Source organism: Streptomyces sp. NPDC037054, from assembly GCF_055606745.1.
In genome coordinates this window covers 123,438-149,677 of sequence record NZ_JBVJSJ010000010.1, presented here as the reverse complement: position 1 = coordinate 149,677, position 26,240 = coordinate 123,438, and the positions used below count along the sequence as shown (strand labels likewise).

Genomic DNA, 26,240 nt, shown 5'->3' with positions numbered 1-26,240 from the left:
GTGACCTCACTGATGGGAAAGAGGGATGCTGCGTCATCGAGGAAACGTGAGGGGACCAGGCCACAGCAAGGGCCAATGGGAAGGCGGTGGATCGTTTTCCGCGCCGAGCGGCTACGCGGACCGGTCCACCAGGGCCGCGGGCGGCTCGTCGTCCATCTCGAAGGCCAGCGGGAACGGCGCGTGTCCGGCCAGCCGGAACCAGCGCACCTTGCGGTGCCGGCGCAGCGCGCGCGCCGCCCGCACGGCGTCGTTGTGGAAGCGCCGGGCCATCGGCACCTTGCGCACCGCCTCCGTCAGCTCGCGCGCGGCCTCCTCGCCGCCGGGCGCCTCCCGCACCGCCTCCACCTGCGGCGCTTCCCCGAAGACCGCGCGCAGGGCCTGGCTCAACTCGCTCTCGGCGACCTCCCGTTGTTCCTCCTCGGCCTGCCGGGCGGCGTGCGCGGCCTCGTACAGGACGATCGACGCGGCCGGGTCGAGCACCCCGGAGGTGGCCAGTTCCTGGGCGACGGAGGCCCTCCTGAGCAGCTGCGCGTCGAGCGCGGCGCGGGCGGCGTCGATCCGGGCGTGCAGCCGGTCCAGCCGCCCGGCGGTCCAGCTCAGGTAGAGGCCGACGGCCACGAGGACGACGAGGATCCAGATGAGAGTTGCGGTCACGCGCCGAGGCTACCTGTGCCGAATCGGCCCGGTGCCGCCCGTGTCGGACCGGGCGTCGCCCGGTCGCGCGCGAGCCCCGGTCCCGCGCGAGACCCCGTCCCCGTCCCCGTCCCGCCCAGTCGCGCGCGGATCCCGGGGACCCGGCCTCGTGCCGGCTAGTCGCGCGCCAGACCCAGCCGTGCCCTCAGGCTCGTCGTCCTGTCGTCCGCCGCGACCGCCGCCGCGCCCGCCGTGACCGTCTCGTACACCGAGAGGATGTCCGCGCCGACGGTCGACCAGTCGAAGCGGCGCACGTGGTTGCTGCCGCGCTCGCGCAGTTCCGCGCGCCGAGCCGGGTCCTCCAGGAGGCGTACGGCCGTCTCGGCGAGCGCGTCCGCGTCCTCGTTCGGGAACAGCTCCCCCGCCGCGCCCCGGTCCAGGACCTGCGCGAAGGCGTCCAGGTCGGCGGCGAGGACGGGCGCGCCGGCCGACAGGGCCTCGACGAGGATGATGCCGAAGCTCTCGCCGCCGGTGTTGGGCGCCACGTACAGGTCGACGCTGCGCAGCAGCCGGGCCTTGTCCTCGTCGCTGACCATGCCGAGGAACTCGACGCGGGAGCGCAGCTCGGCGGGCAGGGTCTCCACCGCCTCCTCCTCGTCGCCGCGGCCGGCGACCAGGAGCCGGGCCTGCGGGCGGGCGGCGAGGATCTTCGGCAGGGCCCTCATCAGCACGGGCAGGCCCTTGCGGGGTTCGTCGATGCGGCCGATGAAGCCGATCGTGTCGCCCTGCCACTCGGGCTTGGGCTCGGCCTTGGCGAAGAAGTCCACGTCGACGCCGTTGGGGATGACCACCGCGTCCCCGCCGAGGTGCTCGACGAGGGTGCGGCGGGCGTACTCGCTGACGGCGATGCGCGCGCTGATCTTCTCCAGGGCGGCCTGGAGGATGGAGTACGCGGCGATCATCGCGCGGGAGCGCGGGTTGGACGTGTGGAACGTCGCCACGATCGGGCCCTGCGCGGCCCAGCAGGCCAGCAGGCCCAGGGACGGCGACGTCGGCTCGTGGATGTGGATGACGTCGAACTGGCCGTCGTGCAGCCAGCGCCGCACCCGGGCCGCCGACAGGAAGCCGAAGTTGAGGCGGGCCACCGAGCCGTTGTACGGCACCGGCACCGCGCGGCCGGCCGACACGACGTACGGCGGCAGCGGGGTGTCGTCGTCGGCGGGCGCGAGGACGGACACCTCGTGACCGAGCCGCAGGAAGTACTCCGCCAGGTCGCGGATGTGGAACTGGACTCCGCCCGGGACGTCCCAGGAGTACGGGCAGACGATGCCGATCCTCACGGGCGCTCCCCGTCCGCGGCGCCGTCGCCCGGGCGCGGTTCGAGGTCGTCGAGCCACAAGCGCTGGAGCATGTGCCAGTCCTCCGGATGGTCGGCGATCCCCGTGGCGAAGGCGTCGGCCAGCGCCTGTGTCATGACGGACGTCCTCTCGGCGCGGGTGCCCGACTCGGGTACGTCGACCGGGGCGTGGATCCGGCCCTTCATCACCGGCGAGTCGTCGTACCAGAGCGTCACCGGCAGCAGCCGCGCGCCGGTCTGCTGGGCGAGCAGCGCCGGACCGGCGGGCATGCGGGCGGTGTCGCCGAAGAACTCGACGGGCACGCCGGACTCGGACAGGTCCCGGTCGGCGACCAGGCAGATCAGGCCGCCGTCGCGCAGCCGCCGGGCGAGGGTGCCGAAGGCGCTGCCGCCGCTGTGCGGCAGGACCTCCATGCCGAGGCCCTCGCGGTAGGCGACGAAACGGTCGTAGAGCGACTCGGGCCTGAGGCGTTCGGCGACGGTCGTGAAGGGCATCTTCAGGTGCGTGGTGACCCAGGCGCCGGCGAGGTCCCAGTTGGCCAGGTGCGGCAGGGCGACGATCACGCCCCTGCCGGCGGCGAGGCCGTCGGTCAGGTGGTGCAGGTCCTTGACCTCGACGCCGGTGCTGACGCGCTCGGGGCTCCAGGCCGGCAGCCGGAACGACTCCATCCAGTAGCGCAGGTAGGAGCGCATCCCCGCGCGGGACAGCTCGGCGAGCCGCTCGGGACCCGCGTCGGGCACCACGCGCGCGAGGTTGCTCTCCAGGCGCAGCACGCCCTTGCCGCGCCGCTTCCAGGCGATGTCGGCGATGGTGCGGCCGAGCCGTACGGCAGCCGGCTCGGGGAGCTTCTTGACGGTGCTCCAGCCGAGGCCGTACAGCGCGTCCGTGAGCTGGTCCCGGGCCTTCATTTCGCGGCCTCGCTGCCGTGGGAGGCGTTGTGCTGGTCGTCGCGCTCGTCGGTGTGCTGGTCGTCTTCATTGTCCTGCGCCTCGGCGGCGGCCTCGGCCTCCGCGGACTCCCGGCGGACCGTGACGACGCGCTGGATCAGCGTGACCATGCTGCCGACGGCGACGAGCCACAGCGCGATGGGCAGCAGCACGTGGATGCCGGGCACACCGAAGGTGTCGAAGCCCGCGAGGCCCGCCGCGACCAGCGAGACCACCAGCCGCTCGGCGCGCTCCACGAGCCCGTTGACGGCCACCGGCAGCCCGATCGACTCGCCGCGCGCCTTGGTGTACGACACGACCTGGCCACTGGCCAGGCAGAAGATCGACACCGCGCACAGGACGTTGTCGTCGCCGCCGCCCGCGTACCAGAGCGCGAAGCCGCCGAAGATCGCGCCGTCGGCGACCCGGTCGAGGGTGGAGTCGAGGAAGGCGCCCCAGCGGCTGTTGCGGCCCAGCTGGCGGGCCATGTTGCCGTCGACCAGGTCGGAGAACACGAACAGCGTGATCACGACCGTGCCCCAGAAGAACTCTCCCCGGGGGTAGAAGACCAGCGCGCCCGCGACCACACCGGCGGTGCCGATGAGCGTGACCGTGTCCGGGCTCACGCCCCGGCGGATGAGAAACGCGGCGAACGGTGTGAGGACACGCGTGAAGAATGCACGCGCGTACTTGTTCAGCATGGCCTTCCCGACGGTCGGTGTCGCCGGAGGGCCCCTGCTGGCCACCGGCTGGCCCATCGTAGCCACGCGTGCGTGCCGGTGACGGCCGGGCACCCGGCGCACGTGTCCCGGCGCGAACGGCGCACGTGCCCCGCGTGAAGGCCCCGGGCGCGGCGGGATCGCGTCGTTCGTATGGACGCACCGTGACGGGAGTGGAAAGCTCGAAGGACCGCGGGCGTCGCAGGAGCCGCCCAGCACGCGGTGTCCGCGTGTCCGCGCCCACAGTGACCTCACCGTGCACGGGAGGCAAGGTTATGGGCGACAAGGCGCACACACACCCCGGAGCCGCCGGCAGGGCCCCGGCGGCCGACCATCCCGCGTCCGTACGGAATGTGGTGTTGGTCGGCCACTCCGGATCGGGCAAGACCACGCTGGTGGAGGCCCTCGCGCTGACCGCGGGGGCGGTGAACCGGGCGGGCCGCGTGGAGGACGGCGGCACCGTCTCCGACTACGACGACATCGAGCACCGTCAGCAGCGCTCGGTGCAGCTGTCCCTGGTGCCGGTCGAATGGGACGGCATCAAGATCAATCTCCTCGACACCCCCGGATACGCCGACTTCGTCGGTGAACTCAGGGCCGGTCTGCGAGCGGCGGACGCGGCCCTCTTCGTCGTCTCGGCCTCCGACGGCGTGGACGGCTCCACCCGCGTGGTGTGGGAGGAGTGCGCGGCCGTCGGCATGCCGCGGGCCATCGTGATCACGCACCTTGAGTCCGCGCGCGCCGGCTTCGAGGAGATGACGCGCTTGTGCGCCGAGGCCTTCGGCGCGGACGATCCCGACGCGGTGCTGCCGCTCTACCTGCCGCTGCGCGGTCCGCAGGCGCCGGACGGGCACGCGCCCGTGACCGGACTGATCGGGCTGCTGTCGCAGAAGCTGTTCGACTACTCGACCGGCGAGCGCAAGGAGTCCGAGCCGGGCGAGGACCAGCTGCCGCTCATCGAGGAGGCCCGCAACCGGCTCATCGAGGGGATCATCGCGGAGAGCGAGGACGAGACCCTCATGGACCGCTACCTCGGCGGTGAACCGGTCGACGTCGGCACCCTGATCCAGGACCTGGAGCGGGCCGTGGCGCGGGGCGTGTTCTTCCCCGTCCTGGCCGCCGCCCCCGCCGCCGACGGCGCCCGGCAGGGGCTCGGCACCGTGGAACTGCTGGAACTGGTCACCCGCGGCTTCCCCACCACGCTGGAGGGCGAGGCGCCCCGCGTGACGACGCCGGACGGCGAGCCGCGCGAGCTGAAGCCGTGCGATCCGGACGCGCCCCTGGTCGCCGAGGTCGTCAAGACGTCCTCCGACCCGTACGTCGGCCGGATCTCGCTGGTGCGGGTCTTCTCCGGCACCCTGCGCGCCGACCAGACCGTCCACGTCTCCGGGCACGGCCTCGCCGACCGGGGCCACGAGGACCACGACGTCGACGAGAAGATCGGCACGCTGTCCACGCCGTTCGGCAAGCAGCAACGACCCGTCTCGCACGTGATCGCGGGCGACCTCGCCTGCGTCGCGAAGCTGAGCCGCGCCGAGACCGGGGACACCCTCTCCGCGAAGGACGAGCCACTGCTGATGGCGCCCTGGGAGATGCCCGACCCGCTGCTGCCGCTCGCCATCCAGGCACACAGCAAACCGGACGAGGACAAGCTCTCGCAGGGCCTGGCCAGGCTCGTCGCCGAGGACCCGACGATGCGGCTGGAGCAGAACCAGGACACCCACCAGGTGGTCCTGTGGTGCCTGGGCGAGGCGCACGCGGACGTCGCGCTGGAGCGGCTGCGCAGCCGGTACGGCGTCCAGGTCGACGTCGTACCGCACCGGGTGTCGCTCCGGGAGACGTTCGCGACGAAGTCGGCCGGGCGGGGACGGCACGTGAAACAGTCCGGCGGGCACGGGCAGTTCGCGATCTGCGAGATCGAGGTGGAGCCCCTGCCGGGCGGCTCGGGCATCGAGTTCGTGGACAAGGTCGTCGGCGGGGCCGTGCCGCGGCAGTTCATCCCGTCGGTCGAGAAGGGCGTGCGGGCGCAGGCGCTCAAGGGTGTGACGTCCGGCAACCGACTGGTCGACGTGCGCGTGACGTTGCTGGACGGCAAGGCGCACTCGGTGGACTCCTCCGACGCCGCGTTCCAGACGGCGGGCGCGCTCGCCCTGCGGGAGGCGGCCGCCGACGCGAGGATCCATCTGCTGGAGCCGGTGGCCGAGGTGTCGGTGCTCGTCGGCGACGACTACGTGGGCTCCGTGATGAGCGACCTGTCCGGCCGGCGCGGCCGGGTCCTCGGCACCGAGCAGACGCCCGGCGGACGCACCCTGATCCGCGCCGAGGTGCCCGAGATCGAGATCAGCCGCTACGCCGTCGACCTGCGCTCCCTGTCGCACGGCACGGCCCGGTTCAGCCGGGCGTACGCGCGGCACGAACCGATGCCGCCACAGGTCGCTGAGCGGCTCCGGCAACAGACCGCCGAAGCGGGGTAGTTCACCTGGGGCACGCCGCAACCGGCGTGCTCCCCCGCGTGCTTCCACGTGCGCCGCCGGGCGGCTTTCCCCGTCCGTCGGCGCACGTCGCCGCCTGCGGATACGCTGATGACCTGATCAACAGGTGTGCGCGGCAGGGAAGTCGGGAAGGCCGCAGAAGCAGGTACGGCGTCGATCTGGGGGGCGGGAATGACCGTTGAGAGCGGTTACGCGGACATCTTCGGTCCGCAAGTGCCGCGTACGGGCGACGAGGCGCAGACGGCGACCTTCGCGCTGGCCTCGGCGGCCTATCGGGACAACGACGTCGAGGAGATACTCAAGGCCAACGGCGAGTGGCACGAGTCCAAGGTCAGCGCGGGCAAGGTCGCGCTGTTCAAGCCGAACCTCGGCGAGGCGTTCTCGCGCGCCGTGGTGGACCGGATGCTGGGCGCCGGCCGCAAGCCGCTGATCCAGTCCTTCGGCGCCGAGCCGCAGGTCGTCGTGGAGCACTGCCTCGCGGCGAACCACATCCGCAAGAACCGCGACAACCAGCTCAGCGCGATCATGGTGCTGTGCGGTCTGCTGTTCCTGCCGGGCCTGCTGGTCTGGCTGCTGGTCTTCCAGATCCGCACCACCATCGCCAAGCGCGACGACAAGCGGGCCGGAGCGCTCGCCACGACCCTGCTGGTCGCGATGGGCGCCCTCGCGGTGATCTTCCTGCTGCGCATGCCGTTCACGGGCTTCTGGGCCTGGTACGCGCGCGCGGCGGTGATCCTGCCGGTGGTCGGCTGGTTCCTCGCCAAGCGGGTCTGCGAGAACACGGCGCGGGACCTGCGGGAGCGCTGGGACGGGCTGCTGTCCGGCAGCAGCGTGGGCGCCAAGGTGCCCGAGACGGTGCCGACCGGCCCGAGCGAGACGGCCGCCGAGAACCTGCGCCAGTCCCTGGCCAGGCTCGCCGCGGAACAGCAGTCCAACTCGGTCTTCTACGCGGGCCCCAAGGGCATCCTCGGCATGGGCACCCGCTGGGGCAGCTGGCAGCTAGCCGAGGATCTGGTGCCCGCCGATCCCAGCCGCGAGATCCACCCGTTCCGCAGCTGGGACGTCATCCGCTCCATCCACGACCAGCTGCGCATGCTGGAGCGCGGCCCGCTCAACACGGGCGGCTTCCCGAAGCCGTCGATCCGGCACTGGATCGTCACGCCCGTCGGGGAGAACGCGGGGGCGGTGTCCCGGCCGGAGGGCACGGACGTCGAGGCGTACCAGGTCAAGTCGCACGCGATACAGGACATCTGCAACAAGCAGCAGTTCGGCGCGGGCGACCGGCACTACCTGGGTGTGCAGTGGACGCTGTGGGACGGCCAGTTGGTGATCACCATGCTGATCACGGTGACCGTGCTGCACGAGACGCTGCGGATCGAGGTGACCGGGCACGCGCTCGGGCCGGTGCACCCGCTGTTCACGACGAAGCCGGCGGCCAAGGAGAAGCAGGTCCAGAAGTCGGTCAAGTTCTGGGAGACCAGGACGGTGAAGCTGCCGCTGGTCGACACGGACGAGGTGGTGCGGCTCGCGGCGCGGGCGCCGCTGACCTGGTACCCGCCGCTGCTGAAGTGGCTCGGTGGCTCGCTGAGCCTGCCCGAGCCGTTCGGTCTGCGGCACGCCTGGGCGGACAAGCCGTGGCGGCACCGCTTCATGGCCGACGACGCGCTGCGGGCGGCCACGCCGGTGCTGCGGGTGGTGCACGCGGCGGCGATCAAGGTGCTGAAGGAGAACGGCGTGGACACCGAGAAGTTCGGGTCGCGGTCGGCGTCGCTCAGCACGGCGGTGCAGGACGCGGCGCCGAAGAAGGCGGACGTCTACGACGCGTGAGCCGTCCGGCGGTTGGGCGGGGGGTTTCTGGGGGGGGCTTGCCCCCCCCAGAAACCCCCATTTTTTCGGCCTGGACGGCCTCGTCCTCAAGCGCCGGACGGGCTGATGGTGCCGGACTTGGCTGCCAAGTGACGGTCAGGCTCTCGGCCAGGCGTCCGCCAGCATCTTGCGGGTGTCCGCCAGGAGCTGCGGCAGGACCTTCGTGTGGCCCACGACCGGCATGAAGTTCGTGTCGCCGCCCCAGCGCGGGACGATGTGCTGGTGCAGGTGGGCCGCGATGCCGGCGCCCGCCACGGTGCCCTGGTTCATGCCGATGTTGAACCCGTGCGCGCCGGACGCGGTGCGCAGGGCCGTCATCGCCTGCTTGGTCAGTTCGGCCAGCTCGGCGGTCTCCTCCGCGGTGAGCTCGGTGTAGTCCGCGACGTGCCGGTACGGCACGGTCATGAGGTGGCCGCCGTTGTACGGGTAGAGGTTGAGCACCGCGTAGACCCGCTCGCCGCGCCGGACGATCAGGCCGTCCTCGTCGGACTTGGCGGGGATGGAGCAGAAGGGGCAGCCGTCGCCGGCCCCGGGGCCGGTGGGCTTGTTCTCGCCCTGGATGTAGGCCATCCGGTGGGGCGTCCACAGACGCTGGAACGCGTCCTGCGACCCCACTCCCAACTGCTGCTCCGGCTCACTCGTCATGCGTGCAGCATATGGCGTCCCGCCTGGGGGAAGGGAAAGGCCCCCGGTGGTCCGTGGCCACCGCTGGCGAATCCCGGGCTGAACGTGACGCAGGGATACGACAGGCTCGCTACGGGCGGCGGTCACCTGTCGACTGGCCGGCATCAACACCGCGCAGGGAGAGAAGGATCAGCAGCGCGAAGGCCGCGAAGGCGGCGCCTGTGCGTGCGTAGTTGAACGCCTCCCAGCGGGCCAGGATTTCGGCGTGATCGGCGGGCGCCGAGGTGGCCGCCCACTGCTTGATGCGGCCGTTGATGGGGACGTTGCCGAGACGGGTGATCAGGAAGGACGCCAGGGCGAGGAGCCCCGCCCCTGCGGCCAGCCGCCGTGAGGCGCCACGCATCATGACGGCGAGTGCGAGGGCGCTGAGCGCCGACATGCCCATGGCGCCTTGCATGGTGATGCCGTTCATCTGCATCAACTGGGCGTGGAAGGACAGCCTCATGTCGAGCGGTACGGCGTTGAAGGTGGGAACGAGGTTGGCCGCTCCATAGCCGAATGCGCCGGCAAGGGCACCTGTGGACAGCAGGGCGAGGCCCTGGACGAGCCGGACGAGCATGCGGATTACTCCTGCGCCTCGGTTTCGGTGGGGGCGACGGCTCGCGTGAGCTGCTCGGCTCGTCGCAACAAGCCGTCGGGGGTGAACTCCGCGAACATGTGGACTCGCGTGGACACCGGTCCGCCCTTGCGCATCCGGGCGTGAATCGTGAAGCGGGTGGCGATGCGGTCCCCGTCCGCGAACGCCTCGTGCACCTCGAACCGGAACTCGCGCAGGTTCTTGCGCACCGGGCGGAGGTGAGCGACGAGGCGGTCCCAGTCGAGTGGTACGCCGTCGGCGACTTGAACGACGTCGCGTGTGTAGTACCTGGACATCAGGTCAGAGGCGTCTTCCGAGCCATGGACCACGGCTTCGGTAAAGGTCGTGAAGAAGTCGGCGATGAACTGCTCGGGAGGCTTCGTGTGGAGAGGATTCACCATGCTCCTGCCATGCGTGCGGGGCCACCCCGCAACAACCTCTTACATGCCCGTAAGATATAGCGAGACATCCATCTCTGACAAGGGTGTAAGAGTTGACTGCTTTCGAGACCTCGGACGACTCCCCGCGGGTTCGGCCCCGCCGTCGCGCCGACGCCGAGCGCAGCAGGGCCGCAGTGCTGGACGCCGCGGTCCGGCTGCTGGCCGAGCGGCCCGACGCCGGTATGGCCGCCATCGCCGCCGCGGCCGACGTCACCCGCCAGACCGTATACGCCCACTTCGGCACCCGTGACGCGCTGCTTGAGGCTGTCGCGGACCGGATCACGGACCAGGCCATGGCCGCGATGGACGAGGCGGAAGAGAAGAGTGGTTCCGCCCTGGACGCGCTCCTGCGACTTCAGGACATCGGCTGGCGGCTGTTCGAACGCAACCCGGTGCTCCTCCAGCTCGGAAGCACCCGTGCCGGCGCCGACGCCGACGTGGCCCGGCATGAGCCCGTCGCGGCCCGGCTCACCCGGCTGATCGAGAAGGGCCAGGCGTCAGGCGAGTTCGACGCCGCGCCGCCGGCCACCTGGCTGGTGGCCGCAGTCACCGCTCTCGGTCACGCGGCGGGCGACGAAGTCAGGGCGCACCGCATGTCCGTGGAAGAAGCGGCGACATCGCTACGGACCGCCACACTCGCCCTCCTCAGGTCAGGCTGAGGAACTCGGCCCCTTGGGCGGCTTCGTCCCCCCAAGGGGTGAAGGGCTCGCGGCGGCCGGACACGGTCTCGCCAACAGTGTCGTCCGGCCACCGGGAGCCTTCGGGCCGGTCGCTCAGACCTGTGCCCGCTCCTCCACGACCTTGGCGATCTTGGCGATGGCCTCTTCGAGGGGGATGCCGTTCTCCTGCGATCCGTCGCGGTAGCGGAAGGAGACGGCGTTGTTCGCCATGTCCTCGTCGCCCGCGATGACCATGAACGGCACCTTCTGCTTCTGGGCGTTGCGGATCTTCTTCTGCATGCGGTCCGAGGAGGAGTCGACCTCGACGCGCAGGCCCTTCTTCTTGGCGGCCGCGGCGAACTTCTCCAGGTACTCCACGTGCGCGTCGCCGATCGGGATGCCGATCGCCTGCACCGGCGCGAGCCACGCCGGGAAGGCGCCCGCGTAGTGCTCCAGCAGCACCGCGAAGAAGCGCTCGATGGAGCCGAACAGCGCGCGGTGGATCATGACCGGGCGGGTCTTGGAGCCGTCCGCGGCCGTGTACTCCAGGTCGAAGCGCTCCGGCAGGTTGAAGTCGAGCTGGATCGTCGACATCTGCCAGGTGCGGCCGATGGCGTCCTTCGCCTGGACGGAGATCTTCGGGCCGTAGAAGGCGGCGCCGCCCGGGTCCGGGACCAGCGGCAGGCCCTGCTTCTCGGCGACCTGGCGCAGGGTCTCCGTCGCCTCCTCCCAGGCCTCGTCGGAGCCGACGAACTTCTCCGGGTCCTTGGTGGACAGCTCCAGGTAGAAGTCGGTGAGGCCGTAGTCGCGCAGCAGGTTCAACACGAAGGTGAGCGTCTTGTCGAGCTCCTCGGACATCTGCTCACGGGTGCAGTAGATGTGCGCGTCGTCCTGGGTGAAGCCGCGTGCGCGGGTCAGACCGTGCACGACGCCCGACTTCTCGTACCGGTACACGGTCCCGAACTCGAAGAAGCGCAGCGGCAGTTCGCGGTACGAGCGGCCGCGCGCGTCGAAGATCAGGTTGTGCATCGGGCAGTTCATGGGCTTGAGGTAGTAGTCCACGCCCTCGTCGAGCTGCATGGGCGGGTACATGCCGTCGGCGTACCAGTCCAGGTGGCCCGAGGTCTCGAAGAGCTTCCCCTTCGTCGCGTGCGGGGTGTAGACGAACTCGTAGCCCTCTTCCTCGTGGCGGCGCCGCGAGTAGTCCTCCATGACGCGGCGGACGATGCCGCCCTTGGGGTGGAAGACCGCGAGGCCGGAGCCGATCTGCTCCGGGACGGAGAACAGGTCGAGCTCGCTGCCGAGCTTGCGGTGGTCGCGCTTCTCGGCCTCGGCGAGGAACTCCAGGTACTGCTTCAGCTCGTCCTTGGACGGCCAGGCGGTGCCGTAGATGCGCTGGAGCATGGGGTTCTTCTCGCTGCCGCGCCAGTAGGCGGCCGCGTTGCGCATCAGCTTGAACGCCGGGATGAGGCGGGTCGAGGGCAGGTGGGGACCGCGGCAGAGGTCCTTCCAGCACAGCTCGCCGGTCTTGGCGTCCAGGTTGTCGTAGATCGTCAGCTCACCGGCGCCGACCTCGACGTCCGCGCCGTCGTCGCTGGACGCGGAGCCCTTGAGGCCGATCAGCTCCAGCTTGTAGGGCTCGTTCGCCAGCTCCTCGCGGGCGGCCTCGTCGGTGACGACGCGGCGGGCGAACTTCTGCCCGCGCTTCTGGATCTCCTGCATCTTCTTCTCGATGGCCTTGAGATCCTCGGGCGTGAACGGCTTCTCGACGTCGAAGTCGTAGTAGAAGCCGTCCTTGACGGGCGGGCCGATGCCCAGCTTGGCCTCGGGGAAGAGCTCCTGCACGGCCTGGGCCATGACGTGCGCGGTGGAGTGGCGCAGGATGTTGAGACCGTCCTCGGAGGAGATCTCGACGCCCTCGACCTCGTCGCCCTCGGACAGGGCGTACGACAGGTCCTTGAGCTCGCCGGACACGCGCGCGGCGATGATCGAGCGCTCGCCGGCGAAGAGGTCGGCGGCCGTAGTGCCCGTCGTCACCACGCGCTCTTCCCGCTCGGAATCGCGTTGGATGATCACACGGACGTCTGACACCGGTCTCTCCTGACTGAAGGGGAATGCGGCGCCATACCGGGAGCGCGCGCATGACCGGATCGTACCGACCCGGGGCGGCCCTCCGCGAAATCGGTCCCCGCTCCCTGAGCCCCGCGGCGCCCGGATCAGTCGCCGATGTCCCCTCCGCAGGCGCCTTCGAAGAAGTCCAGGTCCTCCTGGAGCGACTTCATCAGCCGGTCCCGCTCGGCGTCGTCGACCTGCACGGGCACGACCGCGTCGGCCCCGGTGAGCCGCCGGAACCCGTCCCGGCTCTCCAGCCGCCCCTGCACGCGCACCGGCAGTCCGACGAGGTGCGCGTGTCCGGCGATGCGGTACGCCTCCTCGTCCAGCGTCATCCGCACGTGCGCGACGTCGGCCCCGGCGAGCACCCGCAGCCGTACGGTGCCGGGGCCGCGCGGCCCGGACCTGCGCATCCGTACGACGGCGCCCGTCAGCCGCACGGGCACCGACGGCTCGGCGCGCAGGTAGCGGGCGCCGGCCTCGCGCAGCACGGGCAGGTCGCCGGGCGAGAACTCGACGGGCTCGGCGCCGGGGGCGCAGCCGTCGGGGACGCCGGCGGCGGGGGCCCAGGCGACGGCGACGCGGGCGCCCTCACTGCCCTTGACGAGGGCGACGAGGGCGTCGGTGAGTTCGTGGCTGACGCCGGTCTCGACGGCCGCGTCGAAGGCGTCCATGCCGCCGGTGGCGCGCCGGTAGTCCACGGCCTCGCGGGCGGCGTACAGCGCCTGGTGGAGGCGTACGGCGAGGGGGCGGCCGGTGGCGACGGGCAGGAAGGCGGTGAGGCTGCGGCCGCCGGTCGCGGAGCCGACGAGGACGTCGCCGAGGGCCGCGGTGGCGGGCCGCCGGTGCCGCGCGCCGTGGTAGCCGGCTCGCGCGCGGGTGGCGAGGGCGGCGGCGAGGAGCATGCGGCGGGCGGCGGTGCGCAGCTGTTCCTCGACGGTCCAGGGGGCGGCGCCGGCGGGTCCGTCCGGGACGTCGCGCCACCAGTGGACCTCGTCGCTGGGCACGGTCAGGGCGAGCAGGACCTCGCGGGCGGAGGGGGTGCCGCTGCGGGTGAGGGCGTGGAGGGCCTCGCCGAGCAGGTCGTCGCTGTCGGGGAAGGCGCGGCTCTCGGGCACGAGGAGGCTGGTGCCGCCGGCGCCGGCGCCGGGGCCGGGCGGGGTCCAGCGGCCGTAGCGTCCGCCGGCGCCGCCGTGGCGCTGCCAGCCGTGCCGCCCGAGCAGGGCGGCGAGCACGGCGGGGTCGACGTCGCCGGGGTCGGGGACGCGGCCGTGCCAGGTGGGGCCGGCGGGGTGCGGCCGGGCGGGGCGCGGGGGCTCCTCGGTCGGGCGGTGCGTCATGGGGTCCCTCCCGTCCTCACGGTTTCTCGGGCGTCCTCATGGTTTCTCGGGCGTCCTCACGGTTTCCTCGCCGCCGCCGTCGTCACGGTTCCTCGCCGTCCTCATGGTTTTCCGCCCGTCCCGACGCGCGTCATGATCTCGCAGAGCGCGCGGTCGTCGAAGACGCGTGAGGTCGGTATCCGCACGGTGGTGCGGCGGCGACCCGTGACGGGGTGGCCGGCCAGGTTGGTCCAGTAGCAGCAGTGCCTGAGGTCGAGGCGGTCGTGTCCGGCGCGCAGCCACTGGTCCCGGGAGCGCGGCACGATCATCACGACGAGGATCTTGTGCACGGAGACCGGGGTGCGGGCGAGCTTGGCCAGGTGGTCGTTGTCGAGCGTGAAGGCGAAGGTCCGGCCGGGCGGGTTCGGCGGGAGCTGGTAGGTCGCCTTGAGCTGCACCTTGATGGTGACCTCGTCATCGACGGTGTGTCCGGGCGCGCTGTGGCTGACGTGCCAGTCGATGCCGTTGTCCGGGAACGGCTGGGACAGTGAGCAGCCGGCGGCGGCCGCGACGGCGTGCAGATAGCCGACCTGCAAGGTCTCCATGCAGGCGGTGGTGGCGAGTGAGCCCCGGGTGGGTGCCGTGCGCTCGGGCAGCAGCCCGCCCCGTTCGGGCTGCGCGATGGCCATGACCAACAGCCTTCCAGAACAGGTGATTCCCCGCTGCGGGTCGCTGAACTGCGGGGACCCGTACTCCTGTTGTCTCCTTCCGGCGTAGTGCGCAAACAGCCCGGGTATCACCGAAACGGGCAGCGGGCGGAGCGGACGGCGCGCCAACTGCCGAGGGTGATCGAGGGGTTGGTTGAGTATGGCGTGCTGGTTCGAGGGGCCCCTGGCCGCGTTCGACACGGAGACCACGGGCGTGGACGTCGAGACCGACCGCATTGTGTCGGCGGCGGTCGTCGTCCAGGACGCGCCGGGCATGCGGCCGCGGGTGTACCGCTGGCTGGTGAACCCGGGTGTGCCGGTGCCCGCGTCTGCGACGGCGGTGCACGGGCTGACGGAGGAACATCTGCAGCGCAACGGCCGCTGGCCCGCGCCGGTGATGTACGAGGTGGCGGAGACACTGGCCGAGCAGGCGTCGGCGGGACGGCCGCTGGTGGTGATGAACGCACCGTTCGATCTGACGCTGCTGGACCGGGAGTTGCGCCGGCACCGGGCGTCGTCGCTGAGCCGGTGGTTCGAGGCGACGCCGCTGCGGGTGCTGGATCCGCTGGTGCTGGACCGGCATCTGGACCGCTACCGCAAGGGCCGCCGTACGCTGACGGACCTGTGCGCGCACTACGACGTTCCGCTGGAGGGCGCGCACGACGCCGGTGCGGACGCGCTGGCGTCGCTGGACGTGGTGCGGGCGGTGGGGCGGCGGTTCGCGGAGCGGCTCGAGCGGCTGTCCCCGGCCGAGCTGCACACGCTCCAGGCGCTGTGGCACGCGGCACAGGCGCGGGGCCTTCAGGCGTGGTTCGCCCGCAGCGGCACGGAGGCGGCGGTGGACCCGGCGTGGCCACTGCGCCCGAGCCTGCCGGCGGCGGCCTGATCTCTCAACGCCGACCACGGCAGCGCGGGGGTGTGGGTGGCGGAGCCCCCACCCGCGCGGCGCAGCCGCGCAAAACACGCGAGAGCGACGCGGTCCGCGCCTTACGCGGACACACGTCGCTCTCGCGATCGTGGGCGATACTGGGTTCGAACCAGTGACCTCTTCGGTGTGAACGAAGCGCTCTTCCGCTGAGCTAATCGCCCGGGAACGCACTGAACAATACAGGGGTGGGAGGGCTTCCTTCAAACCGCTTCGGGCGGCGTCGTCAGTCCTCCGCCAGGTACGCGGCGAGGCCGCGCCGTCCCGACCGCATCATCATCCGGTGGTTGGCGCGGAAGAAGGGGCGTCCGGGTACGGCGAGCCGGCGCAGCAGGGGTTTGCGGACGTCGACCTCCTGGTCGTAGCGGACGAGGGTGCCGCGTCCGTCGGGGATCAGCGTCCAGCGTGCCCAGCCGTCCATGTCGCCGCCGATGGAGACCTGGAGGATCCCGGCCGCCGCGTCGCGCCGCTCCTCCCGCAGGGCCGTGGTCAGGTCGTACGGGAGGAGGGAGCGGATCCGCAGGATGCCGCTGGTGGCGTCGGTGCGGCGGACCTCACGGACCTGGGGCCACCAGCGGGGGTAGTCCTCGATCCGTTCCAGGGCGCGGTACACGGCCGGGGCGGGCGCGGGCAGGGCCCACGTGCTGCGGAAGCGGTAGTGGTTCCAGTCCATGCCCGGAGTGTGCCCGCCCGGCCGCGATCGGTGCGCTACGGCATCCGGTCACCGAGCAGCGCGAGGTTCTCGATGGCGGCGAGGCCGTAGAGCGCGGTGTCGTTGGTGGACACCCAGGTGGCCTCGCTGCCCGGCACGAGGGTGGCGGGGCCGCTGAGCTTCTCGGTCTTCCAGGGCGCGGACTCCTTGTAGCCGTCGGAGTTGTAGAACTTGTCCCAGGCCCGGGCGGCGAGCTTGCCGTCGCCGGTCTGGACGGCGGCATAGGCGTCGAGGCGCGAGTGGCCCTGGAAGAGGATGATCGAGCCGAAGTTCTTGCCGTAGCGGGCGGCCTGTTCGGCCTTGGTGGCGTTGTAGTAGCGGCAGTAGTCCAGGTACGCCTCCTTGAACTTCGGCATGTCGACGAGGTCGATGAGTTCGGCGCACAGTTCGCCGAGGCCGAAGACGGCCGACAGGTGGGAGACCTCGACCTTCGGGGTGTCGGCGACGGCGAACCTGCCGGTGTCCAGGTCGTACAGGCCGCTGCCCTGCACGAAGCCGTTGGGCTGGGCGGCGATGGTCTCCATGGTGGAGAGCACCCGGGCCTTGGCCTTCTCCCACTTGGGGCCCTTGCGCTCCCACTCGGTGAGCCACGCCGAGACCAGGCCGCTCCAGTCGGTGCCGAAGCCGATCGACAGGGCGTGCCGGTCGGGCGTGTACGGCTCGGTGCGGATCTTGCGCAGCGGGTCGAGGGCGAGGAACGTCTCGTCGGAGTCGACGTTGGCGTGCATGAGGTCGCCGACACGTTCGTCCGCGGTGAGGAAGTAGTAGTAGCGGCGGTAGGTGGTGTTGGCGATGCGCTGCTGCTTGGCGCTGTCGGCGAAGTGCTGCACGCCGTGCCGGGTGCCGAGGCCGGCCCATTCGCCGATGTGGTAGACGTCGACCTCGCCGGTGTGGCGGGTCATGGCCTCGGCGAAGCGGAAGATGTCGGCGCGTCCGCTTCTGAGGTACGCGTACCAGAGCCACAGGTCGGGCGAGAGTTCGGAGTTGTCCCAGGCGTAGCCGCCGATGTCGTAGCGCCACTGGTGCCGGTGGGTGTCGTAGGTGTGCATGATGTCGCCGTAGTCCCAGAAGCCGTACCAACGGCGCATCTCCACCTGGTCCTTGTAGTAGGTGAAGAGGAAGTCGAGGTGGTCCTCGATCTTCGCCTTGGCCGGGGTGGAGCGGTCGGGTTCGGCGAACAGGCCCTTGCCGAAGACGCCGGCCTTGATCAGCTGCTTGGGCGGGGCGGCGAGCTGTGGCAGGACGCGGACGGCCTCGACCTGTGCGGCGAGGGTGTCGGCGCCGGGCGTGGACTCGTTGGCCCAGAAGAGGAGTTCGGAGGTGCGGGCGATGCCGTACGGGGTGCCGAATCCGGGCTCGTAGTCCTCGTAGGTGATGTTGAGGCCTTCGATCTGTTCGGGGAAGGTGTCCTGGCCCATGCCGTCGTGGTAGAAGCGCAGGTCCATGGGCTGCGCCTCGGGCGACCAGAGCCAGAGGGTGACCTCGGCCTCGTCGGTGTGGGCGTCGCGGATGTCGAGCTGGGCGGGGAACTTCTCCCAGAAGTCCCGCAGGCCGAAGGAGAGTCCGCCGCTGACGCCGCCGACGTAGCCGAAGCCGGAGGCGCGCCGGCCGCCGCCCGCGGGGATCCAGCCGTAGCCCTTCTTGGTGCGCTTGCGCAGACAGAAGCCGTCGGCGGAGAGCTGGGAGAGGGTGTAGTCGCCCCACTCGGGGATGTACTGGAGGCGGGTGGTGACGCGCTGGTCCCAGGTGGACGGGTCGGGCAGCTTCTTGCCCTCGTACTGGGCGGCCTGCACGGCGGCGCCCGGGTCGCGGCGCAGTCCGGTGATGCCCTTGACGGCCTCGCGGAGCAGGCCGGTGCCCTCGCCGCCCATGCGGATGTGGCGGTCGTAGGACTGGTCGCGCAGGGGAACGCTGAAGCGGACGCCGAGGCCGCGGATGAAGTCGCCGCTCGCCTTGCCGGGCTCCTGGGAGCCGTCGAAGGTGATGGTGTGCACCATCCGGAAGGAGTCGGCGCCGGCGTAGAAGTACAGACGGATGGAGAAGGGGATCCAGCTTCGGTCGCCCTTGCGGTGCTTGCCGTCGACGCGGACGACGGCGCGGACCGGGCCCTCCTGCTCGACGGCGACGTCGGAGATGACGCCGTCGAAGCGCTCGGTCTTCACGGTGGTCTGGTCGCCGTCCTCGAACTCGGGCTGGCGCAGCAGCACGAGCCGGCCGTTCCTGGCGATCTCGGTGGAGCCGCGGGTCACGGACTTGACGATCGTGGCGCCGGACGTGCCGATCTTCGCGGTGATGACGCCGGTCGAGACGGCGATCGTGCCGCCGCTCTTGTCGACGGTGACCTTCTTGGCGGGCGCGGCGGCCTCGCCGGCGGCGAGGGTGAGCTTGCCGGAGCCGGAACTGACGGCGTGGGCGGTCCACTTGAGGGAGCCGTCGGGCCAGTGGGCGAGCGGCCAGGACTGCACGGGTACGGAGTTGCCGTCGGCGTCGGTCACCGCGAAGGTCTGGTCCTCCTGGTGGGCGCCCCGGGGCCAGGGCACGCCGACGGTGGAGCCGGGGGCGGCGCCGAGGCCGCCGTCCTCCAGCCAGTCCAGGGTGACCGGTTCGGCGCCGGCCGGTGCGGCGGCGGGCGCGGCCTGCGCGTCCTGGTGGCCGAGGGCCCAGCTGAACTGAGCGGCGGCGCCGGCGACCGCGGCGGCCTTGAGCAGGGATCTGCGGGGAATGGGAGACATGGGTGACGCAGCCTTTCCTTGTCCGTGCGGGATCCTGTCCGAGCAGAAACGGATGGTCAGGGGCATGACAGATAGAGGCGCGGCGCCCGCGGGCGCCGGCCCTGTAACCGGGGGCACCGCTCAGCGGCGCCGGTAACGCTCCTCGACGGCGAGGCAGGCGGCCGCGACGGCCCCGAGGACGGGGACCGCCAGCGGCGCGGCGAACCAGGCGGAGCAGACCACCACGGCCAGTCCGCCGACGATCAGGAAGGAGCCGGCCGGGTCGAGGACGGTGCGCCGCCCGGCGTCGGCGAGCAGCGCGCGCCAGGAGGCGCCGGGCTGCCAGGCGGCGCTCGCGCGCAGTCCGGCGACGGCGGCGCCGATCAACGCGAACAGCCCGACCGCTCCGACCAGCGGTCCGCCCGGCAGCCCGGCTCGCACGGCCTGCACGTCGATCCAGACGGCGGCCAGCGCGGCCCATCCGCCGAGCCCGACGAGCCAGCCGCGGCGCACCGCCGAACGGAAGTCGGCGGTGAACGCGCGCCAGCCGCCGACCTCGTGGCGCGTGTGCCGCCGCAGGTGCCGGGCGCCGGCGGCGAACGCGGCGGGGTAGGTCACCAGCGGCAGCGAGGCCACCGCGATCCACACCCCGGTGAGCAGGCACTCGGCGAACACGGCGAACCGTTCGAAGAACCGCGACTCGCCGCGCTCCGTACGGGCCTTGGCACGCGCCTGGGACATGACCGGCTCCCCTCAGCCCTTGAGACCGGACGTCGCCATGCCGTCGATCAGGTAGCGCTGGAAGGCCAGGAAGAAGGCCAGCACCGGCAGCAGCGCGACGAGGGACATGGCGATCATGCCGCCGTAGTCGGCCACGGCCTCCTGGTCGACGAACATCTTCAGACCCAGCGAGACCGTGTACTTGTCGGGCTCGTTGAGGTAGATCAGCGGGCCCATGAAGTCGTTCCAGGCGTTGATGAAGGTGAAGATCGCGCTGGTGATCAGGGCGGGGCGGCTCAACGGGAGCACGATCGACCAGTAGATGCGGAAATGCCCGCAGCCGTCGAGACGGGCGGCCTCGTCCAGCTCCCTCGGCAGGTTCCGCATGAACTGCACCATGAGGAAGACGAAGAACGCCTCCGTGGCGAGGTACTTGCCGAGCAGCAGCGGCGTGTACGTGTTGATCATGTCCATGTTGCGGAACAGCACGTACTGCGGGATCAGCAGCACGTGGTACGGCAGCAGGAGCGTCCCGATCATCAGCGTGAACAGCAGATTGCGGCCCACGAACCTGATCTTCGCGAAGGCATAGGCCGTCAGCGAGCAGGACACCAGGATGCCGACGACCGAACCGAGCGACAGGAACAGCGAGTTCATGAAGAACGTCGAGATCGCGACGTCGGCGATGCCCTCGGTCAGCCGTGTGTAGTTGGACGTGATCGGGTCGGCCGGGAACAGGTCCAGGCTGCCGACGATGTCCTCACTCTTCTTGAAGGAGCCGCCGATCACCCAGACCACCGGGTAGAGGATCACGACGAGGACCGCCAGCGCCCCGAGGTGCCAGGCGAGGGAACCGGACAGCCTGCCGCGCAGGGCCGCCCCCTTCGCGGACCGGGCGGGCGTGACGTCGGTGGCCTCGGTACTCATCGGCCGCCCTCCTCGTAGTGCACCCAGCGCTTCTGGGACCAGAACAGCACCGCCGTCACCAGCGCGACCGCGACCAGCAGCATCCACGCCATGGCGGAGGCCAGGCCCATCCGGCTGTTCTCGAAGCCCTGGACGTACAGGTAGCAGGTGTAGACCATGGAGCCGTCCGCCGGGCCGCAGGCGTTGCCTCCGGCGCCGCCGCCGACGATGTACGCCGAGCTGAAGATCTGGAAGGAGTGGATGGTCTCCAGCAGGACGTTGAAGAACAGCACCGGGGAGATCATCGGCAGGGTGATGTTCCAGAACTGGCGCAGCTTGCCGGCGCCGTCGACGTCGGCCGCCTCGTACAGCTCGCGCGGGACCTGCTTGAGACCGGCCAGGAAGATGACCATCGGCGCGCCGAACTGCCAGACCGTCAGCGCCACCAGGCTGTAGATGATGAGGTCGGGATCGCCGGTCCAGCCGCCGGCGTCGATCCCGAAGAACCGCTGCGTGCGGTCGACGACCGCGCCGTCCGAGAAGATCGCCTTCCAGACGATCGCGACGGACACGCTCGCGCCGATCAGCGACGGCGCGTAGAACGCCGCGCGGTAGAAGGCCTGGCCGCGCCGCTTCTGCGCCAGCAGCAGCGCCACGCCGAGCGCGGCGAGCAGCTTGATCGGCGTGCCGACCACGACGTACCAGAGCGTCACCTGCACCGAGTGGCGCCAGCGCGGGTCGCCGAACATCTCGGAGAAGTTGTCGAAGCCGATCCACCGGGGGGCGTCGAACAGGTTGTAGTCGGTGAACGCGAAGTAGAGCGAGGCCGCCATCGGGCCCGCCGTCAGCAGCAGGAACCCGGCGATCCAGGGAGACATGAAGAGGTAGCCGGTCAGGTTCTCCCGGCGGCCCCGCCGCTTGCGGGCGGCGGGGCTCGCGGAGTTCACCGGACCGTGCCGCGGCTCGGAGTCCCTCATGAGGCCCTCCGTCGCAGGGGCGTGTGTCACGGTGGTTCCCATCAGCTGCCGAGAGCCGTCTTCGACTCGGTGAAGAACTGCTTGACGGCGTCACTCACGGACCGCTTGCCGAGCGCCATCTCCTCCGCGATGCGCAGGAAGGCGGCCTCACAGATGTCGGCGCCGTTCGGGTGCGGGGTGATGGTCTCCAGGACGCCGGCCGCCTCGATGGACTTCTCGTACTCGGCGATCGCCTTGTTGACCGGGTCGGTCGGCTGGTACGCGTCGAACTGCGCCTGCGTCGCCGGCACACCGCGGTCGTAGCCCATGATCTTGGCGACCTCGGGGTCGTGCGTCATGAAGTCGATGAACTGGGCGACTTCCTTGGGGTGCTGGGTGCGCTTGGAGGCGCTCAGCATCAGGGAGCCGAGGTACTGGCCGGTCTTCTTGCCGTCCGTGCTCGGGATGGGCGCGAGACCGTACTCGCTCTTGCCCTCGGAGGTGTAGCGGACGGTGAAGTTGTCCCAGGTGAACTCGCTGCCCGCGAGTTCCGCCGACAGGGCCGACTTGGGCTTGATCTGGGCGACCTTCTTCGGGTCGGCGAACAGGCCGGACTTCACGCCCTTCTCGGCCTTCGTCCACCACTGCGTCAGATCCGCCTCGGTGAAACCGAGTCCGTCCTCGGTGAAGAACGCCTTGCCGTTCTGACGGAGGTACAGGTCGTAGAGGTACATGACGCCGTACATGCCGCTGTCACCGGCGCGGCCCGTCTTGTCGCGGATCTTGCGCAGCGCCTCGTCGAAGTCGTCCCACGTCCAGCCCAGTTCGGGCTTGACGCCGGCGCGGGTGTAGACGGGCTTGTCGATGACCAGGGCCATCGAGTTCGAACCGACCGGAACGCCGAGGAGCTTGCCGTCGACCTCGCCGAACTTCTCGAGACCGGCGCGGAATCCGTCGAGCGAGAGATTGCCGGCCTCGACCTGCTCGTTGAGATCGAGCAGCACATTCTTCGCGTCGTATTTCCGCAGGAATCCGATCGCGTTCTGGAAGACGTCCGGCGGATTCCCGCCGGAGGCCTGGGTGTTGAACTTCTTCCAGAAGTCGCCGTACGGCTGGAAGTCCGTTTTCACCTTGATCTTCGGGTACTTCTTCTCGAAGAGCTCGATGGTCTTGTTGATGCGCTGCGCCCGGTCCTCCGCACCCCACCAGGCGTAACGGATCGTCACCGTTCCGTCGCCCGAACCGCTGCCCCCGCCGCAGGCCGTGGCCGTGGCGCCCAGTCCCGCGACGGCCAGGGAGGCCCCGGCCGCTTTGAGGACCGTCCGCCTCTCAACATTCCTGTTCTGCTGCATATGAGCCTCCCCAGCGAGGTTGCGTCCGCTCTCATGAATCGTTTCAAGTAAGCGCTTGCCGCCACAAGTTACGGAGGGCCTACGAGCACGTCAATGATTCGGGCAGGAATTCATCCCTGGCAAGGCCCGTCCACGACGGCGCCGGACGCCTCACCCTCACCTCCGCCGCCGGAAAACCCCAGGTGAAAGCCCTGCGGTCGACCTGTCGAACAGCGTCCGACCCCACAAACCGGGCAAGCCGGAAGGTTACGGTTGGGTGAAGGCGGGCGGGATGTGGCGGATTCGGGCCCCGCACGCGGCGCGCCGCACGGCTCAGGACACAGCGGACGACCCGGCTCACGGTCCTCCGTGAGCCGGGTCGTCGTGCGATCCGGTGGGCGATACTGGGTTCGAACCAGTGACCTCTTCGGTGTGAACGAAGCGCTCTTCCGCTGAGCTAATCGCCCGGGCGCAGGAAGAACATTACCCCATGTCAGGGGGTGCCTGTGACCAGCGCCCGACGGTCACCGCGGCCCCGCGCCGCTCACTGGTTCTCGATCTTCCAGGGCATCTCGAAGCCGAACTTCCAGACGTAGACCGCCAGCAGCGCGGCGACGATCACCAGGCCGACGGTCGTCAGGATGATGTTGCGGCGCCGCACCTTGGGATCGAGGGCGCGCTGCGCCGCCTCGGTGACCTTGCGCTTGGTCCAGCGCAGCACGAGCTGCGCCCAGACGAACTCGGTCGCCCAGATCGCCATGCCGCCGAAGATCACGACCCAGCCGGGACCGGGCAGCGGCAGCATGATGATGCCGGTCACCACGACCGCCAGGCCGATCACGAAGACGCCGACCTGCCAGCTGAGGTGCAGCATGCGGCGCGCCTTCACGAATTCCGGCGCGCGCGATCCGAGGCCCCGCTCCTCGGCACCCGTGTCCGCGGCCGTGGCGCCCGATCCGGCCCTGCCGCTTCCGGTCTCGTCCGTTGCCATGGCCACCTCGCCCGGCTCGTTACTCCCCGTATTCATACGGGTAAACCCTACCCGAGTGGAATCCGGTCACCGTAATGGACGTCCGAGTGGGACGATCTCTCCGCCGGAAGAGTTACGTAAACGCACGCAAAACACTCAGAGGGGTTTACAACGGCACCGTAGGTGGCATGTCGATTTCGCCGACGTGCGAATCCCCGAGCGCACACTGAGCGAAAGGCCCTGGCGCTTATGAACACCACGGTCAGCTGCGAGCTGCACCTGCGCCTCGTTGTGTCGAGCGAGTCCTCCCTGCCTGTCCCCGCAGGCCTGCGGTACGACACGGCCGACCCCTACGCCGTGCACGCCACCTTCCACACCGGAGCCGAGGAGACCGTCGAGTGGGTGTTCGCCCGCGACCTCCTCGCCGAAGGGCTTCACCGTCCCACCGGCACCGGCGACGTCCGTGTCTGGCCGTCGCGCAGCCACGGTCAGGGCGTCGTCTGCATCGCCCTCAGCTCCCCGGAGGGCGAGGCGCTGCTCGAGGCCCCGGCACGGGCCCTGGAGTCCTTCCTGAAGCGGACCGACGCCGCCGTGCCCCCCGGCACGGAACACCGGCACTTCGATCTCGACCAGGAGCTTTCGCACATCCTGGCGGAAAGCTAGGCCGAGGGCGCACCAGACCGCCCGGCGCCGTCGACTCGGGGTGACGGCTCGGGCTCAGACAACCGCATAAGGCACACACACGGCGCCGTCGCCGCGGACCTCCGCGGTGGCGGCGCCGGTGCGCGTGGCGGCCGTACGGATCACGGGCCGGGGCGGCCACTGTGCGTGACGGAGAGGCATCGGCGGGCGGCGGGAACGCGGGCGGGGCGGAGGTCGTTGTACGGGCACCACGGGCGGCCGGACCGGCGTCGGCGACGGAGCCGCGGTGCCCAGGGCGGCGACGGAGCCGGTGCGTCCGGCGCGGAAGCCACTACCATCGGCCAGCATCGGCGGGCGCCCCGCCCGACCATCAGGCCAGGGAGCGAAACGTGCTGATCACCCACGACACCCGGTGCGCACTGGACACCGTGGTGGATCTGGTGAACACCGCACCGGAGGACGACACGACGCCGGACGGACTGGCGGACGTCGACGCCCTCGCCGAGTTCGTGGGGAACCACCGGATCAGCGACGCCGGGGTGCTCTCGGAGTTCGACCTGTCCGCGGTCCGCAAGGTGCGCGCCCGGTTCGCGTCGGTCTTCGCGGCCCCCGACGCCCGGTCGGCCGCCGTGCTGATCAACGAACTGGTGGCCGCGGCCGGCACCACGCCGCGCCTCACCGACCACGACGGCCACGACTGGCACGTGCACTACTTCGCGCCCGGGGCCTCCGTCGCGGACCACCTGGCCGCCGACTGCGGGATGGCGCTGGCGTTCTTCGTCGTCGCCGGGGAGCAGGAGCGGCTGCGGCGCTGCGAGGCGCCCGACTGCCGTCGGGCCTTCGTCGACCTCTCGCGGAACCGCTCGCGGCGCTACTGCGACAGCCGCACCTGCGGGAACCGGCTGCACGTGGCCGCGTACCGGGCGCGGCGCAAGGAGGCGGCGGGCTGACGTCCGCCGCGGCCGGCGCCGGACACGTGCCGGGGCGGGTGGTCCGACGACCCGGGGCCGGCTGTCCACCGATCCCGGGACGGGTTGTCGACGCGGCCCCCGGCGGGTGACGCCGGAGACCGCGGGTACGGCTCAGAGCAGCAGCAGATCGTGCAGCGAAGCCATGAGCAGCAGACACCCGATCACCGCAAGGAAGATCATCAGCGGTGGCTGGGAAAGGGCGAAGAGGCAACCGCGTGGCTCGTCCTTGGACGGCTCGTCGTGCGACGGCGCGGCCTCGCTCTGTGTCGTGTCCAGCATCTCGCCGCGATGATGACGCAGGTGAGGGGTCCCGCGCGAACAAGCCGCCCGGAAAGCACCGGAGTTCACAGAAATCCGCGTGGTCCGGTGCCGCTTGTGATCGTTTCGGGGCGCTCGGGCGGCCCACTGTGTCGTTTCAGCCAGGCACGGGGAGCGTCAGATTCCGTGCTTCTTGAGGATGGCCTCGATGTCGCTGAAGTCGTCCTCGGCGCGGGGTGCGGAGGAGGGCGCGGGCTTGGCCGCCGGGCGTGCGCCCTGCCCCAGGGAGGGCGCGGAGGCGGTCGGCGCCACGGCGTCGCGCTGTGCCGCCGCCGCTGCCGCCTTGCGCTCCTTGCGGCTGCCGCCCCGGCGGCGCTCCACCGCGCGCGTGGACGCGAACAGCAGCCAGGAGGCGCCGAGCACCCCGAAGCCCGCCCACGCCGTCGGGCTGAGGGCGGTGTCGGCCAGCCAGTCGACCACGCCCGTCATCACCAGGCCGAGCGGGACGAGCGCGTAGCCCGCGATGCGGGCCGCCGGCAGGAACCTCTTGCGGTACGCGGTGATCGCGGCGATGCCCAGGCCGGCCACGGCGACGGCGGAACAGACGGTCTCGGCAATCATCCGGTCCTCCACGCGTGGCGCTGTC

Annotated in this window: 25 protein-coding genes and 2 tRNA genes; 6 read left to right on the top strand and 21 right to left on the bottom strand. The window is 70.9% G+C overall.

Features of this window, described 5'->3' with window-relative positions; all coding sequences use genetic code 11:
• Positions 1–111: 111 nt before the first annotated feature.
• The 4 genes from ACZ7D7_RS23935 to pgsA all read right to left on the bottom strand — a co-directional run bounded on the left by ACZ7D7_RS23935 (position 112) and on the right by pgsA (position 3,675).
• Positions 112–654, bottom strand: coding sequence for a LemA family protein (locus tag ACZ7D7_RS23935; RefSeq protein WP_470826831.1), 543 nt, complete (start codon positions 652–654; stop codon positions 112–114).
• Positions 655–809: 155 nt separating this feature from the next.
• A complete protein-coding gene (locus tag ACZ7D7_RS23930) occupies positions 810–1,973 on the bottom strand; it encodes a glycosyltransferase family 4 protein (protein ID WP_470826830.1) in 1,164 nt (387 codons plus the stop codon).
• Positions 1,970–2,899 (bottom strand): phosphatidylinositol mannoside acyltransferase, encoded by a 930-nt coding sequence (locus tag ACZ7D7_RS23925; protein WP_470826829.1) that lies wholly within the window; start codon positions 2,897–2,899, stop codon positions 1,970–1,972. The genes ACZ7D7_RS23930 and ACZ7D7_RS23925 overlap by 4 nt, the downstream gene beginning before the upstream one ends.
• Positions 2,896–3,675 (bottom strand): phosphatidylinositol phosphate synthase, encoded by a 780-nt coding sequence (pgsA, locus tag ACZ7D7_RS23920; protein ID WP_470826999.1) that lies wholly within the window; start codon positions 3,673–3,675, stop codon positions 2,896–2,898. The genes ACZ7D7_RS23925 and pgsA overlap by 4 nt, the downstream gene beginning before the upstream one ends.
• A 236-nt stretch (positions 3,676–3,911) precedes the next feature.
• On the opposite strand from pgsA, the gene ACZ7D7_RS23915 reads away from it, so the two are divergent.
• On the top strand, positions 3,912–6,110 hold the full coding sequence (locus ACZ7D7_RS23915) for an elongation factor G-like protein EF-G2 (protein WP_470826827.1): 2,199 nt from the start codon (positions 3,912–3,914) through the stop codon (positions 6,108–6,110).
• Positions 6,111–6,299: 189 nt separating this feature from the next.
• Entirely contained in the window at positions 6,300–7,955 is a 1,656-nt protein-coding gene (locus ACZ7D7_RS23910; protein WP_470826826.1) for a hypothetical protein, read from the top strand.
• A 135-nt stretch (positions 7,956–8,090) separates the two neighbouring features.
• Here the strand turns inward: ACZ7D7_RS23910 and ACZ7D7_RS23905 are convergent, their stop codons facing one another.
• The 3 genes from ACZ7D7_RS23905 to ACZ7D7_RS23895 form a co-directional block, all read right to left on the bottom strand.
• Entirely contained in the window at positions 8,091–8,639 is a 549-nt protein-coding gene (locus tag ACZ7D7_RS23905) for an HIT family protein (RefSeq protein WP_470826824.1), read from the bottom strand.
• A gap of 109 nt (positions 8,640–8,748) precedes the next feature.
• Positions 8,749–9,237 carry an anthrone oxygenase family protein gene (locus tag ACZ7D7_RS23900; RefSeq protein ID WP_470826823.1) on the bottom strand — a complete coding sequence of 163 codons (489 nt, stop codon included), beginning with the start codon at positions 9,235–9,237 and terminating at the stop codon, positions 8,749–8,751.
• 5 nt (positions 9,238–9,242) lie between these two features.
• Complete coding sequence (locus ACZ7D7_RS23895) at positions 9,243–9,656, bottom strand: nuclear transport factor 2 family protein (RefSeq protein WP_470826822.1); 414 nt, start codon at positions 9,654–9,656, stop codon at positions 9,243–9,245.
• A gap of 92 nt (positions 9,657–9,748) precedes the next feature.
• Here ACZ7D7_RS23895 and ACZ7D7_RS23890 point away from each other — a divergent pair, with 92 nt between their 5' ends.
• Positions 9,749–10,354: a TetR/AcrR family transcriptional regulator gene (locus ACZ7D7_RS23890; RefSeq protein ID WP_470826821.1), complete on the top strand. Its 606-nt coding sequence runs from the start codon at positions 9,749–9,751 to the stop codon at positions 10,352–10,354.
• A gap of 114 nt (positions 10,355–10,468) precedes the next feature.
• Here the strand turns inward: ACZ7D7_RS23890 and thrS are convergent, their stop codons facing one another.
• From thrS to ACZ7D7_RS23875, 3 genes are all read right to left on the bottom strand, one after another.
• Positions 10,469–12,445, bottom strand: coding sequence for a threonine--tRNA ligase (gene thrS, locus ACZ7D7_RS23885; protein WP_470826820.1), 1,977 nt, complete (start codon positions 12,443–12,445; stop codon positions 10,469–10,471).
• Between the two features lie 125 nt (positions 12,446–12,570).
• Positions 12,571–13,806: a hypothetical protein gene (locus ACZ7D7_RS23880; protein WP_470826819.1), complete on the bottom strand. Its 1,236-nt coding sequence runs from the start codon at positions 13,804–13,806 to the stop codon at positions 12,571–12,573.
• Between the two features lie 101 nt (positions 13,807–13,907).
• Complete coding sequence (locus tag ACZ7D7_RS23875; RefSeq protein WP_470826817.1) at positions 13,908–14,474, bottom strand: DUF4365 domain-containing protein; 567 nt, start codon at positions 14,472–14,474, stop codon at positions 13,908–13,910.
• A 178-nt stretch (positions 14,475–14,652) separates the two neighbouring features.
• On the opposite strand from ACZ7D7_RS23875, the gene ACZ7D7_RS23870 reads away from it, so the two are divergent.
• Positions 14,653–15,378, top strand: coding sequence for an exonuclease domain-containing protein (locus ACZ7D7_RS23870; protein WP_470826998.1), 726 nt, complete (start codon positions 14,653–14,655; stop codon positions 15,376–15,378).
• A 131-nt stretch (positions 15,379–15,509) separates the two neighbouring features.
• Here the strand turns inward: ACZ7D7_RS23870 and ACZ7D7_RS23865 are convergent.
• From ACZ7D7_RS23865 to ACZ7D7_RS23825, 9 genes are all read right to left on the bottom strand, one after another.
• Positions 15,510–15,581 (bottom strand) — tRNA-Val (locus ACZ7D7_RS23865).
• 62 nt (positions 15,582–15,643) lie between these two features.
• Entirely contained in the window at positions 15,644–16,090 is a 447-nt protein-coding gene (locus ACZ7D7_RS23860) for an SRPBCC family protein (protein WP_470826816.1), read from the bottom strand.
• 35 nt (positions 16,091–16,125) lie between these two features.
• Entirely contained in the window at positions 16,126–18,861 is a 2,736-nt protein-coding gene (locus ACZ7D7_RS23855) for an exo-rhamnogalacturonan lyase family protein (protein ID WP_470826815.1), read from the bottom strand.
• Between the two features lie 120 nt (positions 18,862–18,981).
• Positions 18,982–19,581, bottom strand: coding sequence for a hypothetical protein (locus ACZ7D7_RS23850; RefSeq protein ID WP_470826814.1), 600 nt, complete (start codon positions 19,579–19,581; stop codon positions 18,982–18,984).
• 12 nt (positions 19,582–19,593) lie between these two features.
• Positions 19,594–20,487 carry a carbohydrate ABC transporter permease gene (locus tag ACZ7D7_RS23845; RefSeq protein ID WP_470826813.1) on the bottom strand — a complete coding sequence of 298 codons (894 nt, stop codon included), beginning with the start codon at positions 20,485–20,487 and terminating at the stop codon, positions 19,594–19,596.
• Positions 20,484–21,485, bottom strand: coding sequence for a carbohydrate ABC transporter permease (locus tag ACZ7D7_RS23840; protein ID WP_470826812.1), 1,002 nt, complete (start codon positions 21,483–21,485; stop codon positions 20,484–20,486). Before ACZ7D7_RS23840 ends, ACZ7D7_RS23845 begins: the two co-directional genes overlap by 4 nt.
• Positions 21,485–22,774: an ABC transporter substrate-binding protein gene (locus ACZ7D7_RS23835; protein WP_470826811.1), complete on the bottom strand. Its 1,290-nt coding sequence runs from the start codon at positions 22,772–22,774 to the stop codon at positions 21,485–21,487. Before ACZ7D7_RS23835 ends, ACZ7D7_RS23840 begins: the two co-directional genes overlap by 1 nt.
• Positions 22,775–23,148: 374 nt before the next feature.
• Positions 23,149–23,220 (bottom strand) — tRNA-Val (locus ACZ7D7_RS23830).
• A 77-nt stretch (positions 23,221–23,297) separates the two neighbouring features.
• Positions 23,298–23,780, bottom strand: coding sequence for a TIGR02611 family protein (locus ACZ7D7_RS23825; RefSeq protein ID WP_470826810.1), 483 nt, complete (start codon positions 23,778–23,780; stop codon positions 23,298–23,300).
• A gap of 192 nt (positions 23,781–23,972) precedes the next feature.
• On the opposite strand from ACZ7D7_RS23825, the gene ACZ7D7_RS23820 reads away from it, so the two are divergent.
• Entirely contained in the window at positions 23,973–24,386 is a 414-nt protein-coding gene (locus ACZ7D7_RS23820) for an SsgA family sporulation/cell division regulator (RefSeq protein ID WP_004002642.1), read from the top strand.
• Positions 24,387–24,754: 368 nt separating this feature from the next.
• Positions 24,755–25,315, top strand: a complete 561-nt coding sequence (locus ACZ7D7_RS23815; protein WP_470826809.1) for a CGNR zinc finger domain-containing protein — start codon at positions 24,755–24,757, stop codon at positions 25,313–25,315.
• A gap of 132 nt (positions 25,316–25,447) precedes the next feature.
• Here ACZ7D7_RS23815 and ACZ7D7_RS23810 read toward each other — a convergent pair whose 3' ends face one another.
• Both ACZ7D7_RS23810 and ACZ7D7_RS23805 read right to left on the bottom strand, forming a co-directional pair.
• Positions 25,448–25,615, bottom strand: a complete 168-nt coding sequence (locus ACZ7D7_RS23810; RefSeq protein ID WP_470826807.1) for a hypothetical protein — start codon at positions 25,613–25,615, stop codon at positions 25,448–25,450.
• A 156-nt stretch (positions 25,616–25,771) separates the two neighbouring features.
• Entirely contained in the window at positions 25,772–26,215 is a 444-nt protein-coding gene (locus ACZ7D7_RS23805) for a hypothetical protein (protein WP_470826806.1), read from the bottom strand.
• Positions 26,216–26,240: the final 25 nt, after the last annotated feature.